Source organism: Bacillus sp. FJAT-27225, from assembly GCF_001685025.1.
Taxonomy (GTDB): domain Bacteria; phylum Bacillota; class Bacilli; order Bacillales; family Cytobacillaceae; genus Bacillus_D.
Genome location: NZ_MAYU01000012.1, coordinates 420,685 through 436,750, shown reverse-complemented (window position 1 = coordinate 436,750; position 16,066 = coordinate 420,685). Strand labels below are relative to the sequence as shown.

The 16,066-nt window shown below is 41.0% G+C and carries 15 protein-coding genes; 7 read left to right on the top strand and 8 right to left on the bottom strand.

Annotated elements, in window-relative coordinates; translation table 11 throughout:
- From A8F94_RS09605 to A8F94_RS09585, 5 genes are read right to left on the bottom strand one after another with little or no spacing between them, the layout of a single operon-like run.
- Positions 1 to 1,083: an ABC transporter substrate-binding protein gene (locus A8F94_RS09605; RefSeq protein ID WP_066198972.1), complete on the bottom strand. Its 1,083-nt coding sequence runs from the start codon at positions 1,081 to 1,083 to the stop codon at positions 1 to 3.
- A gap of 25 nt (positions 1,084 to 1,108) precedes the next feature.
- Complete coding sequence (locus tag A8F94_RS09600) at positions 1,109 to 1,897, bottom strand: ABC transporter permease (protein ID WP_066198969.1); 789 nt, start codon at positions 1,895 to 1,897, stop codon at positions 1,109 to 1,111.
- Positions 1,894 to 2,736 carry an ABC transporter permease gene (locus A8F94_RS09595; protein WP_066198967.1) on the bottom strand — a complete coding sequence of 281 codons (843 nt, stop codon included), beginning with the start codon at positions 2,734 to 2,736 and terminating at the stop codon, positions 1,894 to 1,896. The genes A8F94_RS09600 and A8F94_RS09595 overlap by 4 nt, the downstream gene beginning before the upstream one ends.
- Positions 2,737 to 2,742: 6 nt before the next feature.
- Positions 2,743 to 3,009 (bottom strand): hypothetical protein, encoded by a 267-nt coding sequence (locus tag A8F94_RS09590; RefSeq protein WP_066198964.1) that lies wholly within the window; start codon positions 3,007 to 3,009, stop codon positions 2,743 to 2,745.
- Positions 3,010 to 3,019: 10 nt separating this feature from the next.
- A complete protein-coding gene (locus A8F94_RS09585) occupies positions 3,020 to 3,709 on the bottom strand; it encodes a GntR family transcriptional regulator (RefSeq protein WP_066198962.1) in 690 nt (229 codons plus the stop codon).
- 735 nt (positions 3,710 to 4,444) lie between these two features.
- Between A8F94_RS09585 and A8F94_RS09580 the strand changes: the two genes are divergently transcribed.
- On the top strand, positions 4,445 to 5,113 hold the full coding sequence (locus tag A8F94_RS09580) for a hypothetical protein (RefSeq protein WP_066198959.1): 669 nt from the start codon (positions 4,445 to 4,447) through the stop codon (positions 5,111 to 5,113).
- 227 nt (positions 5,114 to 5,340) lie between these two features.
- Positions 5,341 to 6,234 (top strand): DUF3895 domain-containing protein, encoded by an 894-nt coding sequence (locus A8F94_RS09575; protein WP_066198956.1) that lies wholly within the window; start codon positions 5,341 to 5,343, stop codon positions 6,232 to 6,234.
- A 430-nt stretch (positions 6,235 to 6,664) separates the two neighbouring features.
- Here the strand turns inward: A8F94_RS09575 and A8F94_RS09570 are convergent, their stop codons facing one another.
- The 3 genes from A8F94_RS09570 to A8F94_RS09560 all read right to left on the bottom strand — a co-directional run bounded on the left by A8F94_RS09570 (position 6,665) and on the right by A8F94_RS09560 (position 10,097).
- Complete coding sequence (locus A8F94_RS09570; protein ID WP_066198953.1) at positions 6,665 to 8,401, bottom strand: phospho-sugar mutase; 1,737 nt, start codon at positions 8,399 to 8,401, stop codon at positions 6,665 to 6,667.
- A 127-nt stretch (positions 8,402 to 8,528) separates the two neighbouring features.
- Positions 8,529 to 9,053 (bottom strand): AAA family ATPase, encoded by a 525-nt coding sequence (locus A8F94_RS09565; RefSeq protein ID WP_066198950.1) that lies wholly within the window; start codon positions 9,051 to 9,053, stop codon positions 8,529 to 8,531.
- 18 nt (positions 9,054 to 9,071) lie between these two features.
- Positions 9,072 to 10,097, bottom strand: a complete 1,026-nt coding sequence (locus tag A8F94_RS09560; protein ID WP_066198947.1) for a LacI family DNA-binding transcriptional regulator — start codon at positions 10,095 to 10,097, stop codon at positions 9,072 to 9,074.
- A gap of 365 nt (positions 10,098 to 10,462) precedes the next feature.
- On the opposite strand from A8F94_RS09560, the gene A8F94_RS09555 reads away from it, so the two are divergent.
- The 5 genes from A8F94_RS09555 to A8F94_RS09535 are packed head-to-tail and all read left to right on the top strand — an operon-like array spanning position 10,463 to position 16,056.
- Complete coding sequence (locus tag A8F94_RS09555) at positions 10,463 to 11,785, top strand: extracellular solute-binding protein (RefSeq protein ID WP_175384385.1); 1,323 nt, start codon at positions 10,463 to 10,465, stop codon at positions 11,783 to 11,785.
- Positions 11,785 to 12,663: a carbohydrate ABC transporter permease gene (locus A8F94_RS09550; protein WP_066198945.1), complete on the top strand. Its 879-nt coding sequence runs from the start codon at positions 11,785 to 11,787 to the stop codon at positions 12,661 to 12,663. Before A8F94_RS09555 ends, A8F94_RS09550 begins: the two co-directional genes overlap by 1 nt.
- Positions 12,650 to 13,480: a carbohydrate ABC transporter permease gene (locus A8F94_RS09545; protein WP_066198940.1), complete on the top strand. Its 831-nt coding sequence runs from the start codon at positions 12,650 to 12,652 to the stop codon at positions 13,478 to 13,480. The genes A8F94_RS09550 and A8F94_RS09545 overlap by 14 nt, the downstream gene beginning before the upstream one ends.
- A 21-nt stretch (positions 13,481 to 13,501) precedes the next feature.
- A complete protein-coding gene (locus A8F94_RS09540; RefSeq protein WP_066200399.1) occupies positions 13,502 to 15,109 on the top strand; it encodes an alpha-glucosidase in 1,608 nt (535 codons plus the stop codon).
- Positions 15,097 to 16,056: an MTP-1 family protein gene (locus tag A8F94_RS09535; protein WP_066198936.1), complete on the top strand. Its 960-nt coding sequence runs from the start codon at positions 15,097 to 15,099 to the stop codon at positions 16,054 to 16,056. Before A8F94_RS09540 ends, A8F94_RS09535 begins: the two co-directional genes overlap by 13 nt.
- Positions 16,057 to 16,066 lie beyond the last annotated feature (10 nt).

Sequence of the window (16,066 nt, the reverse complement as noted above, 5' to 3'; positions counted from 1 at the left end):
TTAACTTCCCATTTGTCTATTCCAAAGTTCGTTCCATTCATCCCTATGGTTGTTTATGAGATTGTAATCTGGCATATTTAAATCCTTTAGTGATCCGTTTTTGCCATATGGCATCCTTTCAAGTGTCTTTTCATCCAATTTAACATCCTTATGAATAGGTGCTAGATATAAATCATTAGCGATTCCTTCCTGTGCAGCCTTTGAAGTAGCATAGTTTAAGAAGGAATAGACTTGATCGGATTTTTTTGTCCCTTTCACAACATGCCAAAAGCTACCTGCACCTAAAACGCCTTCTTCTGGAACGACAAACTCAATCGGCAAACCTTGGTCTTTCATGACATATGCAGGTCCACCATAATGAGCTCCAATTGAAGCTTCTCCGCTTTGATATAAATTAGTTGCAGCTCCTGACCCGTCAAAATATGCAACTACTTCTAAAGACTTTAATTTTTCCAGTCCCTTTTCTACTTTTCCTTTTTCTTCCCCTTCCAGCTCAGAAATTTGCATTAATAAAGGGAGTCCCCCAGTAGTTGCAGGTGTTGGAATTGTTACTTTTCCTTTGTATTCGTCATTCCAAAGATCCTTCCATGATTGTGGTGGATTTTTAACGACGTCTTTGTTATACACGATTCCTAAGCCCCAATATCCAAGGGCTACACCAAAGGTTTCTCCATCAATTTCTTTAAATGTCTCAGGTAAAAGAGAATCGATTTCTTTAAATTTGCTTCTATCAAGTTTTTCGACAATATCATTCTGATATGATAATTCGGAAATTCCTGAATCCAATAAAGCTAAATCAATAGTAGGAGAGCCCTTTTCCTGTAATAATCGGGAATAAGTTGTTGTTGAATTTCCTTCGATGATATTCACTTTAATGCCGGTTTCTTGTTCAAAAGGTTTAATTATGTGGTTTTTAATAGTTTCTCCCCAATCACCACCAAAAATCGCAATGGATATTTCCTGATTTTTTACATCTGTATTAGCCTTTGTTGCATCACCTTTGGGTTGAACAGGCTTTCCACATCCAGTGATAACCATTAACAAACATACGAATAATATTGTATATACTCTTAATTTTTTCATAAAGAAGCTCCCCCAGTGTTATGTTTTATTTTGAGGCAATATTCTCAATTCCCACTAACATATCAATAATGAGAATTAGGATAAAAGCGAAATAAATTGTTACGGCGGAAACAGCAGCAATCATTGGATCGATATTATACTGAACATAATTGAACATTTTAACAGGAAGTGCCATTTGATCGGCTGAGGTTAAGAAAATGGTCACTTCTACATTTATCCAAGAGACAGCGAATGAAAATAAAGTTCCTGCAATAATACTTGATTTCATTAGTGGCAAAGTTATGGAGAAAAAAGTTTTCCATGCTCCTGCACCCAGATCCCTGCTCGCTTCTTCTATATATGGGCTTATTCCAATAAAGCTGTTCACGCATGTCCGAACAACATATGGCAAAATAATAATTATATGTGCAAACACTAAAGATACAAAATTCTGTGGGCTGTTCGTAAAGTAGTAAAAAAACTGTAGCAGAGCCAATCCTAAGAAAATTTGAGGAAGCAAGAGGGGGGATGAAATAAGATTCATTACAATCCCTTTTCCTTTAAATGTATTCCGCGCTAAACCATAAGAAGCTGGAATACCGATCAATAATGCGCAGAGTGTTGCTGTTCCGGATAATTTGAAGCTATATAGGAAGGAATCTACATAAGAAATATCTTCAAAAAGCTTCTGGTACCACTTTAATGTAAACCCTCGGCCAGGGAAGCTTAAATAATTCAGTTCTGTGAATGAAACATTAATTAAAACCAATAGAGGGAAGGCTAGGAATAAAAAAAGGAAGCAACCTAAAATCCACATGAATATTTTAGAAATCAACGTCTTCCCTCCTCAATCCAGTCAGATCTTAATATGTAATGATTCAGTCCAATAATCAGGAAACTAAAGATTAAGACTGCAAAAGCAACAGCTGAGCCAAACTGATAATTAAATACTTGCATCATCTGTTCATAGATAACAGTAGCAATTAATTGAACTCTTCCTCCCGAAAGCATGGCAGGTGTTACGTAGGCACTCATAGCTAAGGAGAAAACCATAACACTACCGGCTAAGATTCCTGGAACTGTCAGTGGAAGAGTTACCTTTATAAAAGTTTGTAAAGGGGTTAGTCCTAAATCTGATGCAGCCTCTTCAAGCTTAGTATCTATATTTTCTAATACTGTTGTTATAGATAAAATCATAAAAGGAACTAGGATATACACCAGGCCTATTATGACTCCCGTTTCGTTATACAAGAGTTTTATGGGCTCAGAGATGATACCAAGGCCCATTAAGGATTTGTTGATAAATCCGTTATTCCCCAAAATCACCATCCAGCCAAATGACCTGACAACTGCACTTGTGAATAAAGGGGAAATAATCAGGATATAAGCAATTCTTTTCAAAATCTTTTGCTTAATATATTTGGTTGTAAAGTATGCGATAAAATAACCAATTACCAGAGTGATGAAAGTTGTAATTAAAGAGATTTTTAAAGATCGGAGCGTAATGGACAAATAATGTTGATCTTTAAAATATAAAAGATAATGTTGGAATGTAATACTTCCGTTCTCATCCAAAATAGAATTATTAAGGACAACAATTAAAGGAAAAACGAAAAAACCCATTAGGATCAAGACAGACGGAGCCAAAAGAAGGACGATGTTTTTTTTTGACATAGCTGTTCACCCTAACACTATACGTTTAGGTAAATTAAAAGCATTTTCACAAATAGACTCCACTTTATCATATTCTATTTTTTCTATTGTATCTGTCGGACATTGATAGTCCGGTAATCTCCAAAACATAAGCCGAGCTGAACGTTGATAAATATAGTTTGTCCCTTTCCATTCAGCTTCTGTACCACCAAATCTTTCCCATATTTCAATGTTTAGAACTCGAATTGTTTCTCTCATTTTCTCACGAGCATTTGTAAATTTAATATCATTCATTCCAATCCTCCTATAGGTTTGAATTTATTTGTTCCAAGGGCATATTATCTTCTATTACAACTTTTGCATAATCTGTAATACCACTCAAATGTTCGATGAATACTTCTTCAACCTGTTGGGGATCTCTTTTGCACAAAGCCTCATATATTTTTAAGTGCTCCTTAATGGATCTTTCTACTAGATGGGGTCTACTTAAAAAGGAATGTCTAAAATGAACTATATAATCATGTAAATTTTCTAGAATATTAATTAATCTGATTAAGCCAGAAGTTTTAATGATTTCCGCATGAAATAAATCATGGACTTTTATTAGCTCATCAACTTTACCTTGTTGAAAGTAGAATTTTGAAAGGTCTAGATAGCTTTTTAATTTCAATAGTTGTTCATCGGTAATTTTTGTTGCTGCAACTTTAGCTGCGGTAGGCTCTAATAGGGTACGAATGAGGATAATTTCTTGGATGGACTCGAAGGATATTCCTTTCACCCGGCTCTGTGTTCTCGGGAGTATTTCAACTAATCCTTCTTGTTCTAATCGTTGCATAGCCTCTCTCACAGGAGTTCTACTAACTCCTAGGTTCTTAGCTAGTTCCATTTCTACTAATCTTTGTCCATTTTTTAACTCACCATTTATTATTTTTAATCTGAGCTGATTAAAAACCTCAGAAGCAATAGAAACAGATTGAATTTTATCTAACTTCATCGCATTTATTAACCACCTCTCATTTTAGGATTGAATTCATTATAGGACATATTGTATACAATACACAATACATTTATCAGAATATTTTAATAAGCGGAATATACACAATTATATAAATACTAGGAAGATATTGTATTTTTTGATCTACTAGGTATCCGCTAAATTGTTTTATAAAGGGCATTAAGTTTGAAGTTTTAGTTCAAGTGCCCAGTATAGAAAATAGATTCAAACCGTGAAACAAATAAAAAGATAAACAAACATTTTAATACTGATGTACACAAGAGGTTAGGAAAAAACATAATGCCCACATTTAAAAAAGAAGAACTGGAATTTATGCTGCTAGATTTGTTTCCCCGATACTACGCAAAGAACTTGACGTTATATAGAGAAGAATATAAAAAAAGGGATAAGCAATTATCTTTATTGTAAAAACATAGTTATAGAGGAAACTCGTCCAAATAGCTCGCTTCCTTAGTTGGATAGAGAGCTATTTTATTTTGCGGATTTTTATCTAGTCAAGCTGAACCGTGAGGACCGTTCCAGTGGCCTTTGACAGGGAAGATATATTTTCATGCCTGTGATGGAAGTTGAAGGAGTCATGAATGGTTTTTTGAAAGCCTTGGATTTTCACTATGAAAATAGCGAAAAGTTAAATATAAGTATAAAATTTCTTGTATAAGAGAATCAAAATTCACTTTGGATGATCGGCTGGGAAAAGGTGAAAGGGGAAGTGAAATGAAAGCTAATAAAGTACGGCATGCATTTGTAAAGGGAGAAGACATGAAAAAGAATTTCCGCTTCATTACAGTGGGCTTTTTCATTCTCGTACTATTTACGACATTACTAAATTTACAGTCATACGCAATCCTTCCAACGTGGTTGAAAATAAGTACTATTCTTATTCTTATCGTTTATGCTGGTCTATTTGGATATGGATTCTTTCTTATTAATAAATTCCAGCCGGAAAACTGGATGAAAAATGCCAGATTCATTTTTCTTGTCGTCATGCTCTTTAGCGTTCAACTGTTGCTGATATCGAATGCAATATATATTGTCGAGGTCAAGGAAGATAGAATTAGGGAGCAGGTAAACTACTTGCAGTTTACCCTACTAATCTATTCCTCAGCAGCGGTCATATTTTTCATCCTGTCCCTATTCGTAACTGCTCCGAAGCTAAGGAAAGTCAATAGCATGAAAGCATACGTGATAGGCACTGTTACCGCTATGGTCATCATCACTCTAATATTCCTCGTTTTATTCATGGTGCGGAATGCAGTTTTTACTGACGCAAGGACAGATTTAGGTTCTTATGACTTTTTTATCGGTTCGGTTCTGGCACTCTTTCCGGCAACAGTTTTAGGAACCGGTTTGATGCAAATAAGTTTGGAGGGGTCCAGGAAATGAAATTTGCCGAAAGCCACGGGGACGGCTCCGATGGCTGTCTAAAATTCTTTAAATTGGATTTACATATTGGCTTTCTAACCAACCTTTACTCCCTCCAAAGTGTTCAGTCATTTACATTGTCTATATCAGTTTCCTTATTATTTCGGATATCATTTGCTTATTATTAGCCTTGAGATAGCAACGTACTTGTTATAAAAGAAGGGGAAATTATATGGGGAGGACTCAGGATGATTGTATATCTTAACAAAAGTGAACGGGATCGCTTGATGGGTGAGCTGAACGATGAACAGCGAGGGTTTCTACAGGATTCCCTTAAGAGGGGCAAGAGGACATATTATGCGAATTTCATAGCCCGCTTGAAGGCGAATAAAGGTAATGCTTTATCGGAACATGCCATCCTTGATGAAATGACACAATGGGAACTTGTCGATTATATCGATGGGGGACTGGTAACGGACGAACTGAAATGCGAGTGTGGGAAAAGTCTCCGTTATCAGTATATTGTCCAAAACAACAAGACTGGGAAGGTGCTGAAGTTTGGCATAACCCATTTCGAGCAACATACCGGCTTCCCTCCCCATATCGCAAAAGATGTTGTTAAAGGTTTGCAGGAAGTTGACCTGGAAATGGACGAGGTCCTGAGCAAATGGGAAAACGGGTGGAAACCATCTTTTGATTTTCCGAATACCGAGCTCCTCCCAGATGAAATGCAAAGGCAGCTTTCCCTTGGCCTTCCCCTCACAGACAGGCAAGAAGAAAAAGCAAATGATATCATCCGTGAATTTAAGAGGAAACAGGCTGAAGAAGAGAGGGGACTAGAGAGGAAGAACCTTGAACAAGAATTGAGTTCCCTTCACGTTCCCGAGGTGAATTCCCCGCTCGACCCCATCATACAAAAGGCTGTATTTTACTACTTCAGCCTTTATGGTGCGTCCAACCTCGAGAATCTTTGCGAATGGCTGCTTCAGATGGAACTAATTACGGGTGAAAGGTTCCTGACAGGGAAACTGAAGGCCCAGGTTGATGTGGGAATATACCTTGAGTCCCTTGTTCAAAGAGGTTATTTCTCACGGGCTGGAGAAAAATTAAAGTGGGTGTATGTACTGAATCATACTAGTTAGAAAACCGCGGCCGGGGACGGTTCCAGTGGCTTTTACATGCAAAAGAACAGACCCTATAGATTTTGTTTGTTGTTTCGGAATTGGTTTATATTGAATATAGCCATACCTTCTACAATATCCCGATGTTTTTCGGTTTGCCAATGCCAATTGTCATCGAGGCATCCTGTTCTGGAACATGAAGCCGGCTGAATCGATGAGGCGGGGAGGTCATACAACGGGGGCCATCGGCTATTCAGGACATTTCCATTGCTGACTTATTGAACATGATACGGAGTATCGGTTGCCTTAAATAAGGAGAAGAAGCAGGGGGAGGGTCCCTGCTTCAACTTTCCACTTTTTCTGGCCGAGGTGCACAATGACAAATCCATATAACTAAATCTTTTCTATCGTTAACAATCTTTCATAATGAGTCGATCAGCAATGGCAGTACTCAGTTTTCAAGAATCCTATTTACTATACCCATTACTCTATCCTGCAGGAAAGCCCGCTTTTCTTGGCTGTTTTTCATAGAATCGCCTTTTACAGAGAAATAAAATTTTGCTTTTGGTTCTGTTCCGGATGGCCGGAGGCAGAACCAGGATCCATCGGCTAAGTGATATTTCAATACATTTGATTTAGGCAGATGAATGTTGCTTTCCTTCCCATCCTGATACTTGATAGAGGCCATATAATCTTCAGTAGCCGTTACCTTGATTCCTGCAACTTCCATTAACTGCTCATTCCTAAATGTATCCATTAAACGCGCAATTTTTTCTGCGCCGTCTTTACCCTTTAAAGTGATTGATTGAAGGGATTCCTGATAATAGCCGTATTTTTCAAATAATGCTAGCAGCCCTTCATATAAAGTCATACCTTTTGATTTATAATACGCCGCTACTTCGGCAATAAAAATCGCAGCTTGTACAGCATCTTTATCGCGGACAAAATCTCCTATTAAATAGCCGTAGCTTTCCTCATATCCGAACAAGAAGGAGCTTTGCCCTGTTTGTTCAAATTCTTTTATCTTTTCACCGATAAATTTAAATCCTGTTAATGTATCCAGGGCTTTTAACCCGTAATGTTCCGCAATGGCACGACCAATTTCCGAGGTGACAATCGTCTTTATGACCACTCCGTTATCAGGAAGGATGCCCTTGTCAAGTTTCTGAGATACTAGGTATTCAAGCATTAATGCACCTGTTTGGTTCCCGGTTAAAACGATATAATCCCCATCATTGTTTTTTACAGCCACCCCTAAACGATCCGCGTCTGGATCAGTAGCCATAAGAATATCAGCCTGGATGTATTCCCCGTATTGTATCGCTAGCTCAAAGGCGGAATGCTCCTCTGGATTAGGTGATGATACGGTTGAGAAATTAGGGTCTGGGTGCTCCTGTTCAGCCACAACTGTAACGTTTTTAAAACCGAACGCTTCCAATCCAGCACGAACCGGCTTGTTTCCTGTTCCATGTAATGGTGAATAGACTATTTTCAACTCATCGGCCACGCCAGCAATTACATCTGGATTTAATCGCAATGTTTTTAGCTGCTTCAAGTATGCCTTATCGACATTTTTCCCAATGTACGTCAGCAATTCTCGATCAAGCAGGTCCTGTTCGTCGGCTACTTGAACTGTTAATTCATTTTCAACTGCATCGACATATCGGATAATGGTACTTGCCGCTTCAGGAGGGATTTGTCCGCCATCTTCACCATACACCTTAAATCCGTTATACTCAGGCGGATTATGGCTTGCAGTAATGACAACACCTGAGAATGCATGTAAATGACGGACAGCAAATGATAGAACCGGAGTAGGATGCTGCTCATCAAAAAGATAAGCTCTAATCCCATGATTTCCAACTGTTTTCGCAACTTCCAATGCAAACTCGGGTGACTTATGCCGGGAATCATAGGCAATCACCACACCTCGCTGCTTCGCTGCTTCCCCGTTCTCTAGTATGTAACGGGCAAGCCCCTCAGCAGCTCTTCGAATCGTATACGTATTTAACCGATTTGTACCTGGACCGAGCTCTCCCCGCATCCCGCCAGTTCCAAATTCTAAATGTTTATAAAAACAATCCTCAAGAGTCTTTTCATTATCATTTATTTCAAGTAATTGGTTTTTTAACTCACTATCTAAGTTGGTAAATTGCAGCCACTTGTCTCTAGCTTTTTCCCAATTCAAAAAAAATCTCCCTTTCTTATCCGAATTCCGCGAAATGTAGAACCTTCTTCCTCCAGCCATGCAAAGTGTTATCGTTCACACGATTTAGGAGGAAAAGGGAATAATATCTAAAAAATAGTAAATATCGTTATACTATAACCTTAAAATCTCTTCCATTCATAATCGTTTCAACAATCTCAGCGGTAGATTTATAGGTTGTCTTAAGGAGAAATGGTCTATTAGATGGAGTTGAAGTTAGTTTGTTTAATAAGCACAAAGATCGTTCAATAGAATCGGAATCTCCCCTCATCCGAATCCGTTCAAACAGCTGCTCTTTTTCGGCAGTTAAGACAACATAGTTTAACGTTACAGGCAGATCTGACAGGTTTCTGCAAAACCACTCCAGTTCCTCTTCTACAACAAAGTCGATCACAATATTATAGCCATTTACTAGAAAATTTCTTGTGATGCTTAAAATATTGTCCCATGTGATCCTCAAGCGGTCTTCCCATTCCGTTTCTGCCCCGTATTCAAGCATTTTCAGTATGTTGTCACCTTCAATAAGGACACAGTTCTTGAGTGTTTGAGCAAGTGTTAGAGATGTAGTCGATTTCCCAACTCCGACCGGCCCGGATATAAGGTAGATTGTTGATTTTTGTCCTTCATTTTCCACTGCTAGTCTCTCCCTGTATTAAGAAAGTTTCCTTTTTGAAGTTGATTCTCTTTGAATGATGTTTGTTGGCAGAAGGATTTCATGAATCGGCTCATTTTTGTTATGAATTCTCCAGCAAAGCTGTTCCACTGCTTTTTTTCCATAATAATGTAAATCTATATTGACCGTTGTTATTTTCGGATTGGCGATTTGCGATAATTGGCCGTTATCGAAGCTGCAGACAGACGCATCGTCCGGAACGGAATACCCATTTCGCTGTAAAGTGGACTGAACGAGGAATCCGAGCCCATCATTCACACAGAACCAGGCGGTTGGCGCTTCGTTCAGGTTTTTTATATAACCTTGAATTTCTTCATCTTTCTCCTGTGCTTTCTTATAGATAAAAGAAGGGTTCGGTTCAATCCCATGCTTAGTTAATGCCAGTATATAGCCATCCAATCTTTCCTGGTAGCTAGGTGAAAAAGTAGTGTCTCCCACAAACGCAATATCCCCGTGCCCCAGCTTGATTAGATGTTCCACTGCGGAATAGGCGCCAAACCGGTTATTTGTCAGAATTGAATCTACTTGCAAATAAGGAGAATGGTGATCAATCAGTACAACCGGAATGCCGGTTTCGATAATGCTTAGAATATATTCGTCACGAATGTGTGACAAGATTAAGATCCCGTCTATTTGGTGATTCGTTAGAAGGGAGGGAAGGGTTAACTGATCTGCCGAAGTTTGATCAATTGATTCAATAAATAAATTGATACCTCGTGCCCTCGCTTCCTTTTCCACGCTCAAGTAGATTTCGCCAAAAAAGCTTTTTAAAGAAAAAGCAAAGTCAGATGCGATCAGTGCAAAATTGAGCCCTTTTTTCTGACCCAAAGTCTTGCTAGCAGGCTTGTTGCCTGGATATGTGTAGCCGAGCCGATTGGCCATCTGCTGGACCATGAATCTCGTTTCTTCACTTACCCCTGGTTTTCCTGTTAATGCCTGGGAAACAGAATTTTTCGAGATATTTAATTCATTGGCAATGTCTTGCATTGTCACTTTTTTCTTCATTCGCCGAGCTTCCCCCTAATAATGTTCGTACTAATTCGATTTGTAATTCTATTGTAACGTTACAAACTTAAATTATCAAGACTGCAAGTAAATCTATTTAACTCGAAAACTAGATTGAAAACGTTGACAATCTAAAAAACAGTGTGATAATGTATTTGTAAGGTTACAAAAACCATTACTTTTCAATTACAATATTCGTTTGTCATGATACCGTACGTTTTTGAAAGTGGGGTAGATAAAAGAGTAAATCTTTGAACCGGTGTTGAATCACTTCTATTATACTTTTTAAAAGCTGTTTTGATAGCAGCGCTCAAAAATATTGCTTGTTCAGAAATACCACTACAATTACTTTGGGGGAAACTACAATGAAAATGAAAAAACTTGCCTCTGTCGCACTGTCAGCTGTACTATCCGTTTCCGTTCTGGCAGCTTGCTCGAACGATAGCGATACTAGTGGAGGCGGCTCGAAGGACGGAAAAACAACGATTGAGTTCTGGGCTGCTCCAAATCCAACACAGCAAGTGTATTGGAAAGAAGTAGCGGATGAGTTCAATAAGGAACATTCCGATATTCAAGTGAATGTTAGCCCTATGAAAGAAAGTCCGACATCTGAGGCCAGCATTCAGTCAGCGATTGCCGGTGGCAGCGCGCCTACTATGTCCGAAAATATTAACCGCGGATTTGCGGCACAGCTGGCTGAAAGTAAAGCGCTCCTTCCTCTCGATGAATTTGAGGGCTGGGAAGAAATCAAGAAAAACAGAAATATGGAAGAAACGATGAAGGGCTGGGAGTTTGCTGACGGCCACCAATATGTATTGCCAATGTACTCAAATGCCATGCTGTTCGGCTGGCGCCTGGATGTCCTGAAAGAGCTGGGCTATAATGAGCCGCCAAAAACCTACAGTGAAATGCTGGATGTAGCGGAAAAACTGAAGCAAAAATACCCTGATAAATATGTATGGGCAAAAGCCGACCTGGCCGACCCTACTGCCTGGAAAAGATGGTTTGACTTCTTCATGCTGTATGATGCGGCTTCCGATGGCAATAAATTCGTCGAAGGACAAGAGTTCACTGCCGACAAAAAAGCAGGCGAACAGGTTCTTGGATTTGTCGATGACCTTCGTAAAGCAGATGCGCTTATGGTAAGGCAGGCAAAGGATCCGTTTGAAAGCGGACTGGGAATCTTCACTGACGTCGGCCCTTGGACCATTCCTTTCTGGGAAGAAAAATTCCCTGAAATGAAATACAATGAAACATTTACGCTTGCGGCGCCTCCGGTTCCAGACGGCATGAGCACAGAAAATGTGAAAACATTTGCTGATACGAAAGGAATCGTAGTGTATGCGTCCGCAACGAAAGAACAACAAAAGGCAGCCGCCACATTTATGAACTGGGTATTTTCAAATCCGGAAAATGATGCGAAGTGGCTTGAGAAGACAAGCTTGCCTCCAGCACGTGATGACCTGACTGAAAATGAAGCGTTCAAAGCGTTCTTTGACAATAACCCTGCATTACAGCCATATGCGGCTGCTGTTCCAAATGCAATCCCGCCAATGGATAACGCAAAGTATAACGACATTCAAACATTTATTGGCCAGCAAGCCTTCAACCCGGTTGTAAAAGGAGAGAAAGACCCTGAAACTGCGTGGAAGGACATGGAAAAGGCCATTGAGGGGGCCCTCAAATAATGAGTAACAAACAAGGATGGATGGGCTGGCTTTTTGCCAGTCCTTATCTTGTATATGGAATTGTTTTCTTTCTGATTCCGCTCGGTTGGTCGCTTTTCCTGTCTGTAACCGACTGGAACTTAATTTCACCGACCTTTAGCTTTGTCGGAATCGAAAATTATCTGACAGCTTTTAAAAGCCAGGGAGTCCAAAGTGCCTTCTGGGTAACATTCAAATTCATGGCTTTATTTGTACCGATGGTTGTTGCTTTTTCAATCATTGTCGCCTTGATCGTCCAGGGGCTGCCAAAGTTCAGAGGATTGTACCTCATTGGCTTCTTCCTGCCGTATCTTGCATCAGGCGTTGTTTCATCGCTGATTGTTAAAGGACTTTTATCGCATAACAGCCCGCTGAATGAACTGCTTCGCGGCAAGTTCGGCATTGATATCGACTGGCTTGGAAAGCCGTTTTCTGCGTTGTTTGTCGTCGCCTTTATTATCGCCTGGAAATTTACCGGCTACTATGCGCTCATCCTGACTTCAGGATTTGAAAGCATTAATAAGGAAATTTATGAAGCTGCGGCGATTGATGGTGTGAATGGATGGCAGCGTTTTTGGAAAATCACCATGCCATTGCTTTACCCGGCCCTGTTTACAGTTCTGATTTTATCAATTGGGGTTACATTCGGCATATTCACTGAGGTTTACCAATTGACTGGCGGTGGCCCAAACTATGCAACCAATACATGGCAGATGGAGATCTTCTCTAAAGCATTTACGAATCTCCAGGCAGGCTACGCTTCAGCGATTGCGATTATTGCTTCTGTCGTAACCTTCATTGCGATTTACATCATTCGAAAACTCTTGGAAATGTGGGGGAAACGAAATGGTTGGAGCTAAGAAAAAAGGAGTATTTTTCCGGTACCTGTTTGCGACTGTCCTCCTGCTCATCATGATTTACCCGTATATTTATATGGTCTTGAATTCATTTGCGGACTGGAACCAGGTCGATAAGAAATTCTTTCCGACCGAGTTTACATTAAAGTCCTGGACATGGCTGCTTGGCGGCGGGGAAGCCGTCATACCGCGCCCATGGATTAATGCGTTCTTCAACAGTTTCATCGTGTCCGCCGGCTCGACATTCTTAATGATGGCTTCGGCAATTATGGTTTCGTATGCACTGGCAAAAATCCCTTTCAAAGGAAGGGATACGATCAATAACTTCATATTGTTTCAAATGTTTTTCCCGGCGATTATTTTGCTGATCCCTACGTTCCTTGTTATTCAAAAAGTCGGCATGTATGACTCCTACTGGGGGATGATTCTTCCGAAAGCGATGAGTTTATGGGCCGTGTTCATGTATACGAACTTCTTTAAAGTGATTCCGAACACCTTCATTGAAGCAGCAAAACTGGACGGCGCAAGTGAATTGCAAATCATGTTCCGGATTGTGCTGCCAATGTCAAAATCAATCACAACTGTTATTTTCTTGTTCCTGTTCATGGAAAGATGGACAGAACTCCTATGGGATATGATTGTGGTCAATAGCGATAAGATGCTGACATTGAACGTTCTCTTATCGCAAATGTTCGGACCTTATGGAGGCTATCCAGGACCGATGTACGCTGCATCTGTACTGCTGACACTTCCAATCATTATTATTTTCCTTCTATTTGCGAAGAAGTTCCAGGAGGGCATGCAGTTTACTCTTAAGTAATCGACGATGGGAGTTCTTGATATGGAAAAATGGTGGCAGAAATCTGTGTTCTATGAAATTTACATGCCGAGCTTTAAGGATGGCAATGGCGATGGGATAGGCGACTTTCGTGGAATCACATCGAAACTAGATTATCTTGCCGATCTCGGTATCAACGGATTATGGCTGACTCCCTTTTACCCTTCGCCAAGAGTCGACAACGGCTATGACATTTCCGATTATTACGGAATTGATCCCATCTATGGAACGATGGAAGACTTCGAACGGTTTCTGGCCGAAGCGCACAAGCGGGGGATCAAGGTAATTGCTGATCTCGTCCTGAACCATACTTCTTCTGAACATCAATGGTTCAAGGAGTCCAGGTCGTCAAAGGATAACCCGAAGCGGGACTGGTATATATGGAGGGACGAACCGAATAACTGGGAATCGTTCTTCAGCGGTTCGGCCTGGGAATACGATGAGGCAACAAAACAGTATTATTATCATGCTTTTGCGAAGGAACAGGTGGATTTGAATTGGGCCAACCCTGAAGTTAAGCAAGCAATGTTTAATGTCATGAAATTTTGGCTGGAAAAAGGGGTTGATGGCTTCAGGCTTGATGTCATCAACTACCTGAAGGTCAACAATACTTTTCCGGATAACCCTTATGATGAAAAAAATGAACAGATCCATCTGTACGACCAGGACCAGGAAGGCATTCTTGACGTTATCAGTGAAATTGCCGAGTTGGTTCACCAATACCCGGACAAGTTTCTTGTCGGCGAGGTAGGTTCCGAAGATATACATGTTTTAAAACAGTACTCTGGTTCTGGGAAACTGGATGTTTGCTTCAATTTTAATATTGGCAGCATCGAAACGTTTGATATTGAACAGCTTTTCGGCCAATTGTCTGCAACGGAAGAAGCATACGGACCGGACCAGACGGCTACGCTGTTCTTTTCAAGCCATGACATGTCCCGCCATTTTTCCCGTTTTGGCGGCAATCCTGAACGCGCCAAGCAGATGGCAGCATTGATGCTTACTGCGAAGGGAGTCCCATTCATCTATCAGGGCGATGAAATCGGAATGCCGGATTGGGTGCCGGCTGACATTGCGGACATGAGGGATGTGCAGGGGAAACTTGAGTATAAAAAGGCGATCCGTTCAGGAGCTTCCCATGAGGAGGCGCTCGCCCAAGCGAATGAACGGTGCCGCGACAAGTCGCGTACCCCGATGCAATGGGATTCAAGCGAATATGCGGGCTTCTCGGAAAGCGAACCATGGATTACCGTTCCTGCTGAATCGTCAGACGTGACTGTCGAAAGTCAACATGGAGTACCAGGTTCCGTCCTTTCTTTTTACAAAAAGCTGCTCCAACTTCGCAAAGAGCATCTGTCGTTCCAAACTGGGGACTATGAAATTTTGCGTAAACAGGGCGAAGTGATTTATTTCGTGAGAACCAATGGGAAGGAACGGACTCTTACTGCCCTTAATTTTTCTGGAGAAATGCAGACGCTTGAGGTTGAAACCAAAGGTATGGCCTTACTGCTATCGAATAAAAGGACCGAGCTTGAACAAGGAAAGCAATTGGAGTTATTGCCTGATGAAGCAATTATTTTAGTGGAGGATACAAAAAAATGCCTGTTTTAGAAAAAGGAAATGTAAAAACGTGCGCACAGCTTCTCGACGAATTTTCAGTACGGGAACAGCCTGGTAATCCTGAAAAAATCCGTTTTTCCGGTGTTGGAAATCAAGATGTCTACAATATTTCAGCACCTTTTGAAGATGAAGGCGAACTGGTCATCGCCGGCCGTGTAGAGTCCCGTGATAGTGAGCACTCGACCGTTTACTTCTTTGTTGAAAGAGATGGCGAATGGATTCCAAGGGATAACGCCCCTGTCTTCGAACTGCAAGATCCCTTTTTTACAAAAATAGCTGGACAGCTCGTTTTTGGAGGAGTGCAGATTTTTCCACATCCAGTACATACAGGGCAGCTTGGCTGGAGAACAGTGTTCTATAAAGGAGATTCAATTACTGGCTTGAAAGAGTTTGCAAAAGGTCCGGATGGCATGAAAGACCTTCGCCTTGTCGAGTTGAACGATGGAAGTATTGGTGTACTGACCAGGCCACAAGGTGAAAAAGGCGGCAGAGGGAAGATTGGCTGGACGAAGATTTCTGGATTGGATGAGTTGACATTGGACGTCATCAATGAGGCTCCGCTACTTGAGGGGCAATTCATTGACGAAGAATGGGGCGGCGCGAATGAGGCGCACGTACTAGCCAATGGCCTGATCGGCGTACTCGGGCATATTGCTTCGTTTGATGAAGCGGGTGACCGCCATTACTATCCGATGGTGTTCGCACTCTGCCCAGAGACCGGCACCTATTCCGACATCGAGCTCATTGCGACAAGGAGCAACTTCCTGCCAGGCCCTTCTAAGCGCCCTGACCTTGAAGATGTTGTCTTCAGCGGAGGGCTCGTCCGAAAAGGGGATGGCACGGCTGACTTCTACGCGGGAATTAGTGATGCTGAAGCCCAAAAACTAACGATTGTTGATCCATTCCTCAAATACGAACAAAATACTGATGAAAATTAGGGAGAGAGCT

What these genes read in the sequence shown, in the direction of transcription:
- A8F94_RS09605 (WP_066198972.1), bottom strand. Translation starts at nt 1,083, where the DNA reads ATGAAAAAATTAAGAGTATATACAATATTATTCGTATGTTTGTTAATG.
- A8F94_RS09595 (WP_066198967.1), bottom strand. Translation starts at nt 2,736, where the DNA reads ATGTCAAAAAAAAACATCGTCCTTCTTTTGGCTCCGTCTGTCTTGATC.
- A8F94_RS09590 (WP_066198964.1), bottom strand. Translation starts at nt 3,009, where the DNA reads ATGAATGATATTAAATTTACAAATGCTCGTGAGAAAATGAGAGAAACA.
- A8F94_RS09585 (WP_066198962.1), bottom strand. Translation starts at nt 3,709, where the DNA reads ATGAAGTTAGATAAAATTCAATCTGTTTCTATTGCTTCTGAGGTTTTT.
- A8F94_RS09580 (WP_066198959.1), top strand. Translation starts at nt 4,445, where the DNA reads ATGAAAGCTAATAAAGTACGGCATGCATTTGTAAAGGGAGAAGACATG.
- A8F94_RS09575 (WP_066198956.1), top strand. Translation starts at nt 5,341, where the DNA reads ATGATTGTATATCTTAACAAAAGTGAACGGGATCGCTTGATGGGTGAG.
- A8F94_RS09560 (WP_066198947.1), bottom strand. Translation starts at nt 10,097, where the DNA reads ATGAAGAAAAAAGTGACAATGCAAGACATTGCCAATGAATTAAATATC.
- A8F94_RS09555 (WP_175384385.1), top strand. Translation starts at nt 10,463, where the DNA reads ATGAAAATGAAAAAACTTGCCTCTGTCGCACTGTCAGCTGTACTATCC.
- A8F94_RS09550 (WP_066198945.1), top strand. Translation starts at nt 11,785, where the DNA reads ATGAGTAACAAACAAGGATGGATGGGCTGGCTTTTTGCCAGTCCTTAT.
- A8F94_RS09545 (WP_066198940.1), top strand. Translation starts at nt 12,650, where the DNA reads ATGGTTGGAGCTAAGAAAAAAGGAGTATTTTTCCGGTACCTGTTTGCG.
- A8F94_RS09540 (WP_066200399.1), top strand. Translation starts at nt 13,502, where the DNA reads ATGGAAAAATGGTGGCAGAAATCTGTGTTCTATGAAATTTACATGCCG.
- A8F94_RS09535 (WP_066198936.1), top strand. Translation starts at nt 15,097, where the DNA reads ATGCCTGTTTTAGAAAAAGGAAATGTAAAAACGTGCGCACAGCTTCTC.